Raw genomic sequence first — 15,865 nt, 5'->3', positions numbered from 1 at the left:
ATTACAAATTAGCATAAGTATATGAGCAATGCCAAACACTCCCCCGATTTGCTGTTCGAAGTAAGTTGGGAAGTATGCAACAAGGTCGGCGGCATCCACACCGTCATTTCGACCAAAGCGCAGACCGTCACCCGCAAATTCGCAGACCGCTACGTCCTGCTGGGTCCCGACCTCTCGCACGAGGGCGTCAACCCGGAGTTCGAGGAGGACCCCAACCAGCTGAAGGCCTGGCGCCAGAGCCTCTACAACGAAGGCATCCGCGTCCGCGTCGGCCGCTGGAAAATCAAGGGCGAGCCGACGGTGGTGCTGGTCGATTTCTCGTCGCTGATCCCCCGCAAGGACGAAATACTCAAAAGCCTCTGGGAATCGTACCACGTGGACTCGATCTCGGGCCAGTGGGACTACATCGAGCCGGTGCTGTTCGGATGGGCCGCAGGCGTCGTGATCGCCTCCTACGTCGAGACCTTCGGCACGCCGACCGAGAAGGCTGTCGCGCATTTCCACGAGTGGATGACCGCCGCGGGCGGGCTGTACCTGCGCAAACACGCCCCCTACATCGCCACGGTGTTCACCACCCACGCCACGGTCATGGGCCGCTGCATCGCCGGCAACCGCCTGCCGCTCTACAACGACCTCCCGAAATTCAACGCCGACGAGCTGGCGCGCCAGTTCAACGTCACGGCCAAACACTCGATCGAGAAGATGGCCGCCGCCTACCACGACGCATTCCTGACGGTGAGCGACATCACGGCCAACGAATGCAAATACCTGCTGGGGCGCGAACCGGACGGCGTGACGCCCAACGGCTTCGAGAACGACTTCGTATGGGCCGGCGAGGAGTACTACGCCAAACGCGACGAAGCCCGCCGGGCGATGATCTCGGTGGCCGAGGCCTGCCTGGGCGAAAAATTCACGGGCGACCCGCTGATCGTCGGAACCAGCGGCCGCTACGAATTCCGCAACAAGGGCATCGACGTCTTCATCGAGTCGCTCAAGCAGCTCGCCGCCTCGGACCGTCTCCGGCGCGAGGTGCTGGCCTACATCACCGTGCCGGCCGGCAACCGCGGCCCGCGCCTCGATTTGCAGGCTCATCTGGCCGACCCGTCGAAGCCCATCGACGCAGGCCAGTACAGACATTCGACCCACTACCTTGAAAACGCGACGTGGGACCCCATCGTGAACGCACTGAAGAACAGCAACCTCACCGATCCCGGATCGAAGGTGAAGGTGATCTTCGTCCCCACGTACCTCAACAAGGCCGACGGCATCTTCCACAAGGATTACTACGAACTGCTCGTGGGCATGGACATCACGGTTTTCCCCTCCTACTACGAGCCGTGGGGCTACACCCCGCTGGAGTCGGTGGCCTTCTCCATCCCGACGGTCACCACGACGCTGGCCGGGTTCGGCATCTGGGTCGACAAGCAGCGCGAGCACGCCGGCGTGGAGGTCATCCGCCGCGACGACTACAACGACAAGGAGGTCGAGGCGAAGATCGCCGATACGCTGCTGCGTTTCAGCCTGCTGGACGAAAAACACGTCAACGAACAGCACACCTCGGCCTATGAAATCTCGCTGACGGCGCTCTGGGAGCACCTCTTCGCGGCCTACGAACAGGCCTACTCCGAGGCGGTCGAGAGTTCGATCGTCCGCACCAACCGCGCCGTGCTCGACGGCGGCACGAAAACCGAGCAGATCAACTTCGTGCGCCAGCAGCTTTTCGTCGAGAAACCCGTCTGGAACCGCATGATGGTCGACAAGACGCTGCCCAAGCGGCTGCACGCCCTCGAAGAGCTTTCGCGCAACCTCTGGTGGTGCTGGAACCCCGGCGCCCGCGACCTGTTCGAAGGCATCGACCCCGCGCTGTGGGCCGAATCGGACCGCAACCCGATCGCCTTCCTCGACAAGATGAGCGTCGAGCGGATGAAGGAACTGGAGAAAGACACGAACTTCCTGGCGCAGCTCGACGCCGTGCACACGCAGTTCCGCGACTACATGAACGAGAAGCCCGACCCGAAGGCGACGACGGTTTCGTACTTCTCGATGGAATACGGCCTGCACTCGTCGCTGAAGATCTACTCGGGCGGCCTGGGCATCCTGGCCGGCGACTACCTGAAGGAGGCTTCGGACAAGAACGTTCCGATGGCCGCCGTGGGCCTTCTCTACCGCTACGGCTACTTCACCCAACGCCTTTCGGCGCAGGGTGCGCAGGAGGCCACCTATGAGGCGCAGAATTTCTACAAACTGCCGATCTCGCCCGTGCGCGACGAGGCCGGAGGCTGGGTGACGGTCACCATCGCCTTCCCGGGCCGCACGCTCTCGGCGCGCGTCTGGAAGTGCCAGGTGGGCCGCACGGACCTCTACCTGCTCGACGCCGACATCGAGGACAACCTCGAAGAGGACCGCCAGATCACCCACTACCTCTACGGAGGCGATTGGGAGAACCGCCTCAAGCAGGAGATCCTGCTGGGCATCGGCGGCATCCGCGCGCTGCGTCAGCTGGGCATCAAGCACGACGTGTTCCACTGCAACGAGGGCCACGCCGCATTCATCGGCGTCGAGCGCATCCGCGATCTGGTGAACCACCGCAAGCTCTCGTTCTCCGAGGCGCTGGAGGTGGTGCGCTCGTCGTCGCTCTTCACGACGCACACCCCCGTGCCCGCAGGCCACGACGCATTCCCCGAGTCGATGATCCGCCAGTACATGTCGCACTATCCCGACGTGCTGGGCATCACCTGGGAGCAGTATATCAACCTGGGCAAGACCAATCCCAACGACCCCAACGAGAAGTTCTCGATGTCGGTGCTGGCCTGCAACCTCTCGCAGGAGGTCAACGGCGTTTCGTGGCTCCACGGCGAGGTCTCGAAGGAGATCCTGGGCAACATGTGGCCGGGCTACTTCAAGAACGAGCTGCACATCGGCTACGTCACCAACGGCGTGCACTTCCCGACGTGGATCGCCTCGTCGCTGCGCCGCCTCTACGCCCGTTACTTCGGCGACGGATTCGAAGGCCACGTCTACGACATCCCGGCCTGGCAGAAGGTCCACGACATCCCCGACGCGGAGCTGTGGGAGGAGCGCATGAAGCTCAAGAACAAGCTCATCAAGCATATCCGCCGGCGTTACAGCGACCCCCGGCAGGTGCGCCTCGACTCGCCGCGCCAGATGCTTCAGGTCATCGAGGGCATCAAGCCCGACGTGCTGACCATCGGTTTCGCACGCCGCTTCGCCACCTACAAGCGCGCCTACCTGCTGTTCACGAACCTCGACCGTCTGGCGGCGATCGTCAACAACAAGGAGCGTCCCGTGCAGTTCATCTTCGCGGGCAAGGCGCACCCCAACGACAAGCCGGGACAGGACCTGATCCGGCGCATCGTCGAGGTGGCCGCCATGCCGCAGTTCGTGGGCAAGATCCTCTTCCTGCAAAACTACGACATGGAACTCGCCCGCCGCATGGTGCAGGGTGTCGACGTATGGCTGAACACGCCCACGCGGCCGCTCGAAGCCTCGGGCACCTCGGGCGAGAAGTGCGTGATGAACGGCGTGCTGCAATTCTCCGTGCTCGACGGCTGGTGGGTCGAGGGCTACAAGGAGGGCGCCGGATGGATGCTTCCGATGGAGCGCACCTTCGCCGACCAGCACTACCAGGACGAACTCGACGCCGAGATGATCTACAACACCATCGAGGAGCAGATCGCCCCGAAATACTACGCCCGCGACACGGACGGCATCCCGCACGAGTGGGTTTCGTCGGTGAAGAGGTGCGTGGCGGACATCGCCTCGAACTTCACGACCAACCGCATGCTGACCGACTACGAGAACCGGTTCTACGACAAGCTCGCCGCGCGCAAACGCGAGATGAGCGCCGAGGCCTACCGCATGGCCCGCGAGATCGCGGCCTGGAAGCGCAAGGTCTCCGCCGCATGGGACCAGGTGCGCATCGTCGACGTGCAGCGCGTGAAGATCGACAAGGAGGCCGTCTGCGTCGGCGAGAAGTACCAGTTCGCCGTGACGCTCGACATCGCCAACCTCCGGCCCGAGGACATCGGCGTGGAGATGGTCGTCGCGCGGCAGATCGTCGGCGGACAGTCCGTCAACGTCACCCGCACGATCCAGCTGGAACGCACGAAGGCCGACGGAAGCCGGGTCACCTACTCGCTCGACTACACGCCCGACGAAGCCGGCACGTTCGACGTGGCGCTGCGCATCTACCCCTCGAACCCGCTCCTGCCCCACCGCATGGACTTCGCGCTGGTGAAGTGGGCCTAATGCCAATAGAAGGTATTAAATTTGAATAATTAACAATAACAAGTTGTAACTGTTCGAAAATTTCAATATCTTTAAAGGACGAACCGTATTTTTTAGCGATATGTCAGCACTTACTTTCGACAAAAGCGAATTGGGCAATCTGGAGTACTCGCTCCAGCGCGAAATGCTCGCAACGGACCGTATCGGCGGCTATATGAGCACGACCATCGTCTGCTGCAACACCCGCCGTTACCACGGCCTGATGGTGGCCCCGATCGACGACAGCGACCGGACCTACGTCCTGTTGTCGGCGCTCGACGAAACGATCATCCAGCACGACCAGACGTTCAACCTGGCGCTGCACCGTTTCCAGGGGACCTACGAGCCGCGCGGCCACAAGTACATCACCGATTTCGAGTACACTCCGACCCCCACGATCACCTATCGCGTAGGCGGCGTGATCCTCAAGAAGGAGATGCTCTGGATTCACAAGCGCACGCAACTGATGATCCGCTACACGCTCGTCGACGCCCATTCGGAAACGCGCCTCCGGCTGCGCCCGTTCCTCGCCTTCCGCGACAAGCATGCGCTGACGCATGCCAACATGGAGGCCGACGGGCACTCCTATCCGGCCGTCAACGGCGTGAAATGCCGCCTCTACGGTTCGTTTCCGTGGCTGTATCTCCAGACCAGCAAACCCGGCGCGGAGTTCGTGCCCGCGCCCGACTGGTACTACAATTTCGAATACCGGCAGGACATCGCCCGCGGCTACGACGGCTACGAGGACCTGATGACCACGGGCTATTTCGAAACCGAGCTGAAGAAGGGCGAGAGCATCATCTTCTCGGCGTCGCTCGACGAAATGGGCTCGACGAAAACCATCGAGGAGGTCTTCGGCGGCTCCATCGCGCGCCGCACGCACAAGATCGACTTCATCAGCTGCCTCGAACACTCGGCGCGGCAGTTCGTGATCCGCCGCCCGGGCAACCGGACGGAGGTGGTCTCGGGCTATCCGTGGCACGGGGTTTCGGGCCGCCAGACCTTCGTCTCGCTGCCGGGCATCACCCTGTGGCAAAACCACAAGGAGGACTGCATCGACGCCCTCGACACGCAGGTGCGCGGCATGCAGGACGGCATGTTCGCCGGGAACGCTTCGGCGGCAGCGGCCGCGGACGCCCCGCTGTGGTTCTTCTGGACCCTTCAGCGGCTCGAAGCGCAGATCGGCGCGAAAAAGATCTGGAAACACTACGGCGAGGCCATGAAACAGGTGCTCGAGTCGTACAAACGGGGCGTCGCGGGCCGTGTCGCGCTCAACGACAACGGGCTGGTGTGGGCCTCGTCCGACGAGGTTCCCCTCACGTGGATGAACTCCGTGATCGACGGCCGTTCCGTCACCCCGCGCAACGGCTATCAGGTGGAGGTCAACGCCTTGTGGTACAACGCCGTCCGCTACGCTCTCCGGCTGGCCGGCGAGGCGGGCGACACGAAGTTCGTGAAGGCGTGGGAGAAACTGCCCGAACGCACCGCGGCGTCGTTCAACGAACTCTTCCGCCTGCCCGAAGGCTACCTGGCCGACTGCGTGGGCTGCGACGGCGCCAACACGGACATCCGGCCGAACATGATCGTCGCCTGCGGGCTGCCCTACAAGATGCTCGACGAGCAGACCCAGCTGGAGGTGATCCGCACAGTGCGGCAGCACCTCCTCACGCCGAAGGGCCTGCGCTCGCTCTCGCCCCGCAACCCGCTTTACAAGGGTTCGCAGGAGGGTACGCCCGCCGAACGCGACTTCGCGGGCAAGAACGGGTCGGTATGGCCGTGGCTGCTGTCGTTCTACGTCAGCGCCTGCTTCGACATCGACGGCGACGCCTTTCTGCCGCAGGCCGAGGAGATTCTCGCCGGATTCGAGGAGGACATCCAGACCTACGGCATCGGTTCGATCGGCGAACTGTTCGACGCCGATCCTCCGTTCGCGCCGCGCGGAGCCATTTCGCAGGCGTGGAGCGTCGCGGCCGTGCTGGACATCTACGGCATGATCCTCGCACGCAAACCGGAAGAGACGCCCGGAAAGTCGGAAAAACCCACAAAAAAAGCGAATCCGAAGACTGCGAAGGCCGCAAAAAACGTTGGTAAGGAGAAGGTTGCCGCGAAGGCCGCGAAGGCCGTGAAACCCGCGGCAAAGGCCGCCGCGAAGAGGACGGCCGCCAAAAAGACAACGAAGAAGAAAACGACGGAAAAAACGAAATAACGAATACGGCCCGGGCGCACAATGTGAAAGAGAGTTGTGCCGGATGGCGAGGCTCCTTCCGAGGGGAGGGGTTCGAAGCGGAATCTGACTTACGGACACGGCCGGGCGCCGTGAAGGGATGCGGAGAGGAAGCGCACAGGCGGCAAAATGAAACAACAAAAAGATAAGGTATGAGAGTTTTAATGTTCGGATGGGAGTTTCCGCCCCACATTGCAGGCGGGCTGGGAACGGCCTGCTACGGAATGACCCGCGGACTGGCGCGCAACGGCGTAGACGTCACTTTCATCGTCCCGCACGCCTACGGCGACGAGGACCAGCGTTTCACGCACGTCGTGAACGCCAGCGACGTGGAGGCCTTGTACGGTTCGACGGGCAGCGGCGCGGACGACATTCTGGAGAAGATGTCGTTCATCCACATCGACTCGAACATGGTCCCCTATATCTCCCCCGAGGAGTACGAGTCCTACCACGAGCAGTACGTCAAGTCGGGGCGGAAGACCTGGTCGACGACCGATGCCTGGAAACAGCGCTACACCTTCTCGGGCAAGTACGGCGCCAACCTCATGGAGGAGGTGGCTCGCTACGCCGTGGTCGCCGCGCAGGTGGCCAGGGACCTCGAAGGACAGTTCGACGTGATCCACGCCCACGACTGGCTCACCTACTACGCGGGCATCGCCGCCAAACGCGTCTCCGGGAAGCCGCTGGTGGTGCACATGCACGCCACGGAGTACGACCGCTCGGGCGAGAACGTCAACACGCAGGTCTACGCCATCGAACGGGCCGGCATGCACGCCGCCGACCGCGTGATCGCCGTTTCGAACCTCACGCGCAACATCGTCATCAACCGCTACGGCGTTCCCGCCGAAAAGATCGTCACGGTGCACAACGCCGTGCGCTTCGCCCAGAACAGCGGCAAGGTTCCCGAGCGGGGCGTCACCGACAAGGTCGTGACCTTCCTGGGACGCATCACCTACCAGAAAGGCCCCGACTACTTCGTCGAGGCGGCCGCCAAGGTCCTCAAGCGGGTTCCCGACGTGCGGTTCGTGATGGCCGGCTCGGGCGACATGATGAACCACGTCATCCGCCGCGTGGCGCGGCTCGGCATCGCCGACCGTTTCCACTTCACGGGGTTCCTCCGCGGGGAGGACGTGCACAAGATGTTCCAGCTGTCGGACGTCTACGTGATGCCCTCCGTCTCGGAGCCTTTCGGCATCTCGCCGCTGGAGGCGATGCGCTCGAACGTCCCGGTGATCATCTCCAAGCAGAGCGGCGTGGCCGAAGTGCTGGACTACGCCGTGAAGGTGGACTACTGGGACGTGGACGCCCTGGCCGACGCCATCTACGGACTGATCAAATACCCCGCCCTGTCGGGCATGTTCGCCTCGAAGGGTCTCGAAGAGGTGACCAACCTCAAGTGGAACGACGCCGCGGCGAAGATCAAATCGGTGTACGAAGCCGTGATCGAAGAGAATAAGAAACAATTAAAATAGCAACCCGCATGAAAACCGTCTGTCTCTATTTTCAGGTGCATCAGCCCTGGCGTCTGAAGAAATACCGCTTCTTCAACATGGGCAAGGACCACAACTACCTGGACGACCTTATAAACCGTTCGATCATGCAGAAGGTCGCCCGCCAGTGCTACCTGCCGATGAACGCCCTGCTGCTCAAGCTCATCAGGGAGAACAAGGGCAAGTTCCGCTGTTCGTTCTCGATCACGGGCATCGCCATCGAACAGTTCCGCGCCTTCGCCCCCGAAGTGCTCGACTCGTTCAAGGAGCTTGCCGCGACGGGCTGCGTGGAGTTCCTCGCCGAGACCTACTCCCACTCGCTGGCATCGCTGGCATCGAAGGAGGATTTCACGGAGCAGGTCAAACTGCACACGAACCTTATCAAAAAGGAGTTCGGGGTGAAACCCACCGCTTTCCGCAACACGGAGCTGATCTATTCGGACGAGATCGGCGCGATGGTCGCCGGCATGGGCTTCCGCACGATGTTGGCCGAAGGAGCCAAGCACGTGCTGGGGTGGAAATCGCCCAACTACGTCTACGCCAACGCCATCGACCAGAAACTGCGCCTGCTGCTGCGCAACTACAAACTCTCGGACGACATCGCTTTCCGCTTCTCGAACAAGAGCTGGGACCAGTGGCCCCTGACAGCCGACAAGTACGTGCAGTGGCTCGCCTCGGACGAGACGCCGGGCGAGGTCATCAACCTGTTCATGGATTACGAGACCTTCGGCGAGCATCAGAACGCCGACACGGGCATCTTCGAATTCATGCGCGCGCTGCCCAAGGCGATCCTCGCCAGGAAGAACGGCCTGGAGTTCGCCACGGTGACCGAGGCCGCGAAGAAGCACCAGCCCGTCGCCGTGCTCCACTGTCCGCACGTGATGTCGTGGGCCGACGAGGAGCGCGACGTGACGGCCTGGCTGGGCAACGAATTGCAGAACGAGGCTTTCTCGAAGCTCTATGCCCAGAAGGAGAAGGTCGCGGCGCTGAAAAATCCCGATTTCGATTATGTCTGGAGTTTCATGCAGACCTCCGACCATTTCTACTACATGGCCACCAAGTGGCTGTCGGACGGCGACGTGCACTCCTACTTCAACCCCTACGATTCGGCCTACGACGCCTTCATCAACTACATGAACGTCCTCTCGGACTTCATCATCGAGCTGGACAAGGCGGTAGCTGCCAAGGCGGCGAAAAAACGGGCCTGACGCCCCGACGGACAACCAGAAAACGGGTCTCTGCGGAGGCCCGTTTTTTTATTTCGCAAAACGGCGCGCGGCATGTACAACGGATGCTTTATTTGCTTACATTTGGCGCATCGAAAACACACATGCATGAATAGCGTCTTCATCCTGCTGAACAGCCTCAACGACTGGAAACCCTACTGCGAAACCGATTCGCTGATGACCGTCACCGACTACCTCGAACACCGTTACGGGGAGCGGACGCCCAAGCTGGTCATCAACTTGAGCGACGAATACGGCTACAACTCCGAAGGCTACTACTGCTCGCTGCTGGCCCAGGCCCGGGGACACCGGGTGCTGCCGGGCGTCGAGACGCTCAACAAGCTCGAATCGGGCGCCGGAATCCGCATGAACCGCAACCTGCAACAGCTCTGCCAACAGTGGATCGAACGCAACCGCATCACCGACGAAACCTGGCAGCTGAACATCTACTTCGGAACCTGCCGCGAGAAGGGTCTGGAGAAGATCGCGCGGTTCATCTTCGACCACTACCCCTGCCCGATCCTGCGCGTGACGATGAACAACCACGCCCGCAACCAGATCGAGTCGGTGCAGGCCCTTTCGCTGCGCCAGCTCTCGGAGAGCGGGCAGGACGATTTCGCCAATGCGCTCGACTGCTTCAACAAGAAGGTATGGCGCTCGCCGCGCTCGGCCAAGCCCGCACGCTACAACCTCGCCATCCTCTACGACCCGGACGAAAAATTCCCGCCCAGCGACAAGGACGCCCTCAACAAGTTCCTCGAAGTGGCCCGGAAAATGAACATCCACGCGGAGCTGATCACCGAGGAGGAAGCCACGCGGCTGATGGAGTTCGACGCGCTGTTCATCCGCGCCACCACAGCGCTCAACCACTACACTTTCCGCCTCGCGCAGCGTGCCGCGATGAACGACATCGCCGTGATCGACGATCCCGAGTCGATCATCCGCTGCACGAACAAGGTCTACCTCTGCGAGCTTTTCGAAAAGGCCCGCATCCCGGCCCCGGCCTCGCAGCTGCTGTTCCGCAGCAACGAATACTCCTTCGGCGAGATCAGCGAACGCCTCGGCGCGCCCTTCATCCTCAAGATTCCCGACGGATCGTTCTCGGTGGGCATGCACAAGGTGGCCAGCGACGAAGAGCTGCGCGCGGCGCTCGACGAGATGTTCCGCCACTCGTCCGTGCTGCTGGCCCAGGAGTTCATCCCCACGGAGTTCGACTGGCGGATCGGCCTCCTGGACGGCGAACCGTTGTTCGCCTGCAAATACTACATGGCCAAGGGCCACTGGCAGATCTACAACCACGCCCACGACGACACAGGCCGCAACCTGTGCGGCGCATGGGAGACCGTACCCATCTACAAGGCGCCGCAGAAAGTGCTCGACACCGCCGTAAAGGCCGCGGCGCTGATCGGCAAGGGATTGTACGGCGTGGACCTGAAACTCATCAACGGCAGGGCCGTGGTGATCGAGATCAACGACAACCCGTCGATCGACCACGAAGTCGAGGACGCCGTGCTGGGCGACGAACTTTACTACCGCATCCTCAACCACTTCGTCCACTGCCTCAACCGCCTCCACGCGCAATGAACCCCGCAGTCGGAATACGTCCCGCGACGGCCGGGGACCTCGACGCCGTGGAGTGCGTCGAGCGGCGTTCATTCCCGGAAGGGGAGGCCTTCACGCGGCGGCAGCTGCGCTACCTGCTGACGCATGCGCAGGGAGCGTCCTACGCCGCCACCCGCGACGGTGCGGTCGTCGGCTACATTTCATTGCTGATGCGGCGCACGGCGCAAAACCTCCGCATCTACTCCGTGGCGGTGGACCCCGCGGCGCGCGGCTGCGGAGCCGGACAGGCGTTGCTGGACGCCGCTATCGCGCTGGCCCGGCGGCTCGGGCTGCGTGAAGTGACGCTCGAAGTGCGCACCGACAACGACTCTGCCATAAGGCTTTACGCCCGCAAAGGCTTCCGCCCCGGAAAACTGCTGCGCGGCTACTACCCCGACGGCACGGACGCGCGGCGGATGTCGTTCAGGACCTCCTGCGGCCGTCCAGAATAGCCTCCTTGTTCGCCTCGGCCCATTCCACCAGTCCGAAAATATGCGGCAGGAGACTCCCGCCCCGCTCCGTAAGACGGTATTCCACCCGCGGCGGAACCTCGGCGTAGACTTCGCGGCGGATCATTCCGTCGGTTTCGAGCATCCGCAGCGTGACGGTCAGCATGCGGTGCGAAATGTCGCCCAGCGTGCGGTGGATCTCGCTGAAACGCATCACGCCGTTGGCATTCAACGTCAGCAACACCAGCATCGACCACTTGTCCCCCAGGCGGCACAGCACGTCCCGGACCGGGCAGGAACCCGTGGGCGTGAAATTTTTCAATTTTTTCTCCGGCTCCATCCGTTTGGTATCCAGCAATGGTTACACGCATGTAACCATCTCATTTTTAAGTGCGTTATTGTTTTTACGGGCTGTTTGCCCTATCTTTGTACGCAAAGATAACAAACTTACCGAAAATAACCATTGTATCACTAAACGAATTGCAATCATGGCAAAAAAAACAGCTGTCGTGGCCGTGAATCCCGTGAACGGGATGGGCCTGTTCCAGTATCTGGAAACGTTTTTCGAAAACAAGATTCCCTGCACCGTGTTCGCCGTGGCCGAAAGCCGCGAGATCCGCACCAACTCGGGCATCGGCCTGACGGCCGACGACGTGATCGCCAACCTCAAGGGTCACGAAGAGGAGTACGACGCTCTGGTGTTCGCCTGCGGCGACGCCGTGCCGGTCTTCGCGCAGCATGCCGGCGAGCCTTGGAACAGGGACCTGATGGAGGTGCTGAAAACCTTCGGGGAGACGGGCAAACCGATGATCGGCCACTGCGCCGCAGGGATGATGTTCGGATTCGCAGGCGTCGCCGCCGGACGGCGCGTCGCCGTGCACCCGATGGCCAAGGCCGCCGTGACGGGCCCCGTGGCGACGGACGCCCCGTTCGAAATCGACGGCAATTTCTTCACCGCGCAGGAGGAGCACGCCATCCCGGCGATGATCGGCCGCGTGGTCGAAGCGCTGAAATAGCGGCGTGTCATAGCGGACACCCGCGAGCCGCCACCTGAAAAACAAGGTTCGGTTTTTTGATTTTAGAGGAGCGGATTTTGTCCTGACACAGTTCGACCCGGACGGGACATACAAACGTATTTTCCGTCCGGGCCGGACAAGGCAGGGCGGAAGAGGCCCTGTAAAATCGAAAACTATCCTTTCCGCTTGTAACGCGAGGGCGAGGTTCCGGTGTGCTGTTTGAAATACTTGCCGAAGAAGGACTGCGTCGAGAAATTGAGGTGGTAGGCGATCTCCTGAATGCTCATTCCGGAATACTTGAGCAGGGCCTTGGCTTCGAGGATCACCGACTCGTCGATCCACCGCGCGGCGGTCTTGCCGCTCACCTCCTTCACCACGGACGAGAGGTATTTGGGCGTGATATTGAGCTGCTTGGCGTAGAAGCTCACGTTGCGCTCCCTCTTGTTGTACTGTTGCAGCAGCGACATGAACTCGTCGAACAGCACCTCGCAGCGCCCCTGCTTCATCTCGCCGGGCTGCTCGCGCTGGTTGATCTCGGTGATGATGTAGAACGCCGTGGTGAAGAGCGTGCGGATGATCTCGTGGCGGTAACGCTCCTTGTCGCTGCGCAGCATGGTCTTGATGAGCTGGAACAACTGGCGGATTTCGTCCACGTCCTGCGGCGTGACCTCCAGCACGGGGGCCTTGCCGAAGCGCATGTAGACCGGCAGCGAGGTCGAGAGGTCGATCTGGATCTCGTTGACGAACGATTTCGAGAAGGCCAGCAGGTAGGCCGCGGCGTTCGACGAACACTTGATTGTGCGGATGATCGAATCGGGGTTGAAAAAGACGATCGTGTTGGGCTTGATGCTGTAATTCTGCATGTCGATCGACACGGTGGCCTCGCCCGTCATCATAATGATGGCCGTAAAGCCGTCGATCGAGGTCGGATAATCGGCCGTGGTGTTCTTGTCGGCCGTGAGTGCGGAAATCACCAGATCGTCCGAAAGGTAAAAGACGTCACTCATCTCCTTCTTGATCCGGGAGATGGAGACCTTGCGCAAACTTTCGCGTCCTCCGCTGCGCGCCGTTTTGCCGTTATCCGCCATATCGTCGTAATTTTTCCGACAAAAGTATGAATTTTCGCAGAATCAAACAAGCCGGACCGTAAAAATCAGAAATTGCCCGAGGCCTGTTTGGCGCACATCACGCGCAGGCCGCCCGCCAGACACTCGATGTGCAGCGGGAATTCGGCGCCCTTCTGCCCGTCGACGTCCGTGGGTTCGTTGACCGACGAACGGATGTCGATCCGCCGCGCCCGGAGGTGGCGGACGATCTTCGGGCTGCCGCCCGCCAGATAGCGGCACATGGCCAGCGTCGAACGAAAGAAATTCTTCTTCTCCAGCAGGATGCAGTCGAACAGCCCGTCCTTGATCGACGACCGCCGCGCCAGGTGGAAACCGCCCGCCGTCTCGCCGTTGAAGATCAGCACCATCAGCGACCGCAGGTCGAACCGCTCGCCGTCGGCCTCGATCTCCAGCGGCACGGCGTGCATCGTGCGGAACTCCTTGACCCCCTCGATGATATAGGCCAGCTTGCCGATCTTGTGCTTGCGTTCGTCGGGCGTGCGCTGCGAGGTGGTCGTGAAGATTCCGAACGAAAAGATATTGACGAAATACAGGTCGTTCACCCGGCCTACGTCGACCCGGTCCACAGCCCCCGAAGCGATCTGCCGCGCCGCTTCGAGCGGCTCGCGCGACATGCCGACCGCCCCGGCGAAATCATTGGCCGTACCGGCCGGAATCACGCCGATGGGAATGTCCAGCCCCTTGCGTTTCATGGCGTTGACCGCATAGTTCACCGTGCCGTCGCCGCCGGCGACGACCATCAGGTCGATGGTCTCGTTGCCGTCGAACGGATTGGCCGTAAAGTCGATCCGCTGCGGCGTGACGTCGTAGCCGTAGGCCTGAAAAATCGTACTGATGCACCCGACGTTGCGGGCGATTTTGCCCTTGCCCGATTCGGGATTGTAGAGGAATACCGCTGTTTTCATTTATCTCGCTATTTCAGAATCAACGCTTCCATGGCCGGCGAGACGTACTCCTCGTACTCTCCGCCGTCACCCGCCAGGATGAAGTACGCCTTCACGCCGGGCATCCGTTCCACGGCCGCCAGCGCATCGTCGGCGCCCATCGCCAGAAACATGGTCCCCAGCGCGTCGGCCTCGGCGCAGGTCGGAGCCGCAACGGTCACCGACAGCAGGCGCGACAGGGCGCTGCGCCCCGTGCGGGGGTCGATGGTGTGGGCGACCTTGTTGCCCTCCCCGTCGAGGTAGAAACGGCGGTAGTTGCCCGAGGTGGCCAGCCCGCCGCCGGTCATCTGAATCCGTTTCTGGAGGTATTCGCCGTCCGACATGTTGCCGTCGAAAGGCGTTTCGACGCCGATGCGCCACGCCCGGCCCTGCCGGTTGAGTCCCCGGCAGCGGACCTCGCCGCCGATGTCGACGATGTAGTTTTCAGCCCCGTATTTCTCGACCAGTCCGGCCAGCAGATCGACCGTATAGCCTTTCGCCACGGAGTTGAAGTCCAGCTGCACGCGCGGGTCGTCCTTCACCAGCCGCCCTCCCTCGACGCGGACCTTTTCGCGGCCCACGAATTCGAGGATCGAATCGACGTTCGGGTTTTCGGCGCGCTCCCGGCCGGCGAAGCCCCACGCCTCGACCAGCGGCTTGACGGTCACGTCGTAACGCCCGTCGCTCAACGCGCCAATGCTGTCGGCCAGATGCAGGTTGAAGGCGATATGACGGTCGACGCTGTCGGTCTCGTTGCGGTTCAGACGGCTCACGAGCGACGTCGAATCGTAAATCGACATCGACGCCTTGGCCTCGCGGTCCAGCTCCATGACGGCCGCATAGAGACGCTGCCGCGAGACGCCCTTCACGTCGGCCACCACATGCAGCGTCGTGCCGAGCATCGTCCCGTCGACGGTGACGAAATCCGGCTCGCTCCCGCAGCCGCACAACACCGCGGCGACAAGCGCGGCGAAAGTTCCGCGCACACCCGTTTTCCCCATAATTTTCACTTGTTTAGCCGCAAAAATACGATTTTCTCGATTAATTTGTTATTATTAGACGCCAAATTGAAAATAATTGTGAATTATGAATTATGAATTATGAATTATTTCGTACCTTTGCGGAACGCTCTGGCGTTATCCACGGTAAGGGGGATGCGTCGTAGAGTGGAACGTAAAATAAATTTACACAATGGCTTATTTAACAGCTGAGAAAAAGCAGGAGCTTTTCGGCCAGTACGGCAAGTCTAACACCGACACGGGTTCGCCCGAAAGTCAGATCGCGTTGTTTTCCTACCGTATCAGCCACCTTACGGAACACCTCAAAAGCAACAAGCACGACTTCGGAACCCAGCGCGCACTGCTGCGCCTGGTCGGCAAGCGCCGCGCGTTGCTGGAATACCTGAAGGAGGTCGACATCGAGCGCTACCGCGCAATCGTGAAGACGCTGAATCTCCGCAAGTAGTCCCGAGGAAGAAATGGAGGCAATTCCCGAGAGGGGTTGCCTTCATTTTCGTTGCGA

Annotated in this window: 12 protein-coding genes; 8 read left to right on the top strand and 4 right to left on the bottom strand. The window is 61.4% G+C overall.

Annotated elements, in window-relative coordinates:
* Window positions 1–21 precede the first annotated feature (21 nt).
* From glgP to rimI, 6 genes are all read left to right on the top strand, one after another.
* Entirely contained in the window at window positions 22–4,269 is a 4,248-nt protein-coding gene (gene glgP, locus NQ492_RS08750; RefSeq protein ID WP_015546497.1) for an alpha-glucan family phosphorylase, read from the top strand.
* A 100-nt stretch (window positions 4,270–4,369) separates the two neighbouring features.
* Window positions 4,370–6,493, top strand: a complete 2,124-nt coding sequence (locus NQ492_RS08745) for a glycogen debranching enzyme N-terminal domain-containing protein (RefSeq protein WP_195636548.1) — start codon at window positions 4,370–4,372, stop codon at window positions 6,491–6,493.
* Between the two features lie 170 nt (window positions 6,494–6,663).
* Window positions 6,664–7,983 (top strand): glycosyltransferase family 4 protein, encoded by a 1,320-nt coding sequence (locus NQ492_RS08740; RefSeq protein ID WP_229094807.1) that lies wholly within the window; start codon window positions 6,664–6,666, stop codon window positions 7,981–7,983.
* Window positions 7,984–7,991: 8 nt separating this feature from the next.
* On the top strand, window positions 7,992–9,209 hold the full coding sequence (locus NQ492_RS08735) for a glycoside hydrolase family 57 protein (RefSeq protein WP_015546500.1): 1,218 nt from the start codon (window positions 7,992–7,994) through the stop codon (window positions 9,207–9,209).
* A gap of 126 nt (window positions 9,210–9,335) precedes the next feature.
* Window positions 9,336–10,811, top strand: coding sequence for a RimK family protein (locus NQ492_RS08730; protein ID WP_015546501.1), 1,476 nt, complete (start codon window positions 9,336–9,338; stop codon window positions 10,809–10,811).
* A complete protein-coding gene (gene rimI / locus NQ492_RS08725) occupies window positions 10,808–11,281 on the top strand; it encodes a ribosomal protein S18-alanine N-acetyltransferase (RefSeq protein WP_015546502.1) in 474 nt (157 codons plus the stop codon). The genes NQ492_RS08730 and rimI overlap by 4 nt, the downstream gene beginning before the upstream one ends.
* On the opposite strand, the gene NQ492_RS08720 is transcribed toward rimI, so the two are convergent.
* The gene (locus NQ492_RS08720; RefSeq protein WP_044054728.1) at window positions 11,253–11,600 is read right to left on the bottom strand and encodes a winged helix-turn-helix transcriptional regulator; all 348 of its coding nucleotides are present in this window, start codon (window positions 11,598–11,600) and stop codon (window positions 11,253–11,255) included. The genes rimI and NQ492_RS08720 overlap by 29 nt on opposite strands.
* Window positions 11,601–11,766: 166 nt before the next feature.
* On the opposite strand from NQ492_RS08720, the gene NQ492_RS08715 reads away from it, so the two are divergent.
* Window positions 11,767–12,294, top strand: a complete 528-nt coding sequence (locus NQ492_RS08715; RefSeq protein WP_015546503.1) for a DJ-1/PfpI family protein — start codon at window positions 11,767–11,769, stop codon at window positions 12,292–12,294.
* 173 nt (window positions 12,295–12,467) lie between these two features.
* On the opposite strand, the gene NQ492_RS08710 is transcribed toward NQ492_RS08715, so the two are convergent.
* The 3 genes from NQ492_RS08710 to NQ492_RS08700 all read right to left on the bottom strand — a co-directional run bounded on the left by NQ492_RS08710 (window position 12,468) and on the right by NQ492_RS08700 (window position 15,345).
* Complete coding sequence (locus tag NQ492_RS08710; protein WP_015546504.1) at window positions 12,468–13,382, bottom strand: AraC family transcriptional regulator; 915 nt, start codon at window positions 13,380–13,382, stop codon at window positions 12,468–12,470.
* A 65-nt stretch (window positions 13,383–13,447) separates the two neighbouring features.
* The gene (locus tag NQ492_RS08705; RefSeq protein WP_015546505.1) at window positions 13,448–14,326 is read right to left on the bottom strand and encodes a YegS/Rv2252/BmrU family lipid kinase; all 879 of its coding nucleotides are present in this window, start codon (window positions 14,324–14,326) and stop codon (window positions 13,448–13,450) included.
* Window positions 14,327–14,334: 8 nt separating this feature from the next.
* Window positions 14,335–15,345, bottom strand: a complete 1,011-nt coding sequence (locus NQ492_RS08700; RefSeq protein WP_015546506.1) for an FAD:protein FMN transferase — start codon at window positions 15,343–15,345, stop codon at window positions 14,335–14,337.
* Window positions 15,346–15,535: 190 nt separating this feature from the next.
* Between NQ492_RS08700 and rpsO the strand changes: the two genes are divergently transcribed.
* Window positions 15,536–15,808 (top strand): 30S ribosomal protein S15, encoded by a 273-nt coding sequence (gene rpsO / locus NQ492_RS08695; protein ID WP_015546507.1) that lies wholly within the window; start codon window positions 15,536–15,538, stop codon window positions 15,806–15,808.
* Window positions 15,809–15,865 lie beyond the last annotated feature (57 nt).

The sequence above is a fragment of the Alistipes shahii WAL 8301 genome, from assembly GCF_025145845.1.
Classification (GTDB): Bacteria; Bacteroidota; Bacteroidia; order Bacteroidales; family Rikenellaceae; genus Alistipes; species Alistipes shahii.
Note: the sequence above shows the minus strand (reverse complement) of the source record. Positions and strands in the feature narration are given on the sequence as shown.

Excerpts from the sequence above, each read along its gene's own strand:
- glgP (WP_015546497.1), top strand. The coding sequence starts at position 22 with ATGAGCAATGCCAAACACTCCCCCGATTTGCTGTTCGAAGTAAGTTGG.
- NQ492_RS08745 (WP_195636548.1), top strand. The coding sequence starts at position 4,370 with ATGTCAGCACTTACTTTCGACAAAAGCGAATTGGGCAATCTGGAGTAC.
- NQ492_RS08740 (WP_229094807.1), top strand. The coding sequence starts at position 6,664 with ATGAGAGTTTTAATGTTCGGATGGGAGTTTCCGCCCCACATTGCAGGC.
- NQ492_RS08735 (WP_015546500.1), top strand. The coding sequence starts at position 7,992 with ATGAAAACCGTCTGTCTCTATTTTCAGGTGCATCAGCCCTGGCGTCTG.
- NQ492_RS08730 (WP_015546501.1), top strand. The coding sequence starts at position 9,336 with ATGAATAGCGTCTTCATCCTGCTGAACAGCCTCAACGACTGGAAACCC.
- rimI (WP_015546502.1), top strand. The coding sequence starts at position 10,808 with ATGAACCCCGCAGTCGGAATACGTCCCGCGACGGCCGGGGACCTCGAC.
- NQ492_RS08715 (WP_015546503.1), top strand. The coding sequence starts at position 11,767 with ATGGCAAAAAAAACAGCTGTCGTGGCCGTGAATCCCGTGAACGGGATG.
- NQ492_RS08710 (WP_015546504.1), bottom strand. The coding sequence starts at position 13,382 with ATGGCGGATAACGGCAAAACGGCGCGCAGCGGAGGACGCGAAAGTTTG.
- NQ492_RS08705 (WP_015546505.1), bottom strand. The coding sequence starts at position 14,326 with ATGAAAACAGCGGTATTCCTCTACAATCCCGAATCGGGCAAGGGCAAA.
- NQ492_RS08700 (WP_015546506.1), bottom strand. The coding sequence starts at position 15,345 with ATGGGGAAAACGGGTGTGCGCGGAACTTTCGCCGCGCTTGTCGCCGCG.
- rpsO (WP_015546507.1), top strand. The coding sequence starts at position 15,536 with ATGGCTTATTTAACAGCTGAGAAAAAGCAGGAGCTTTTCGGCCAGTAC.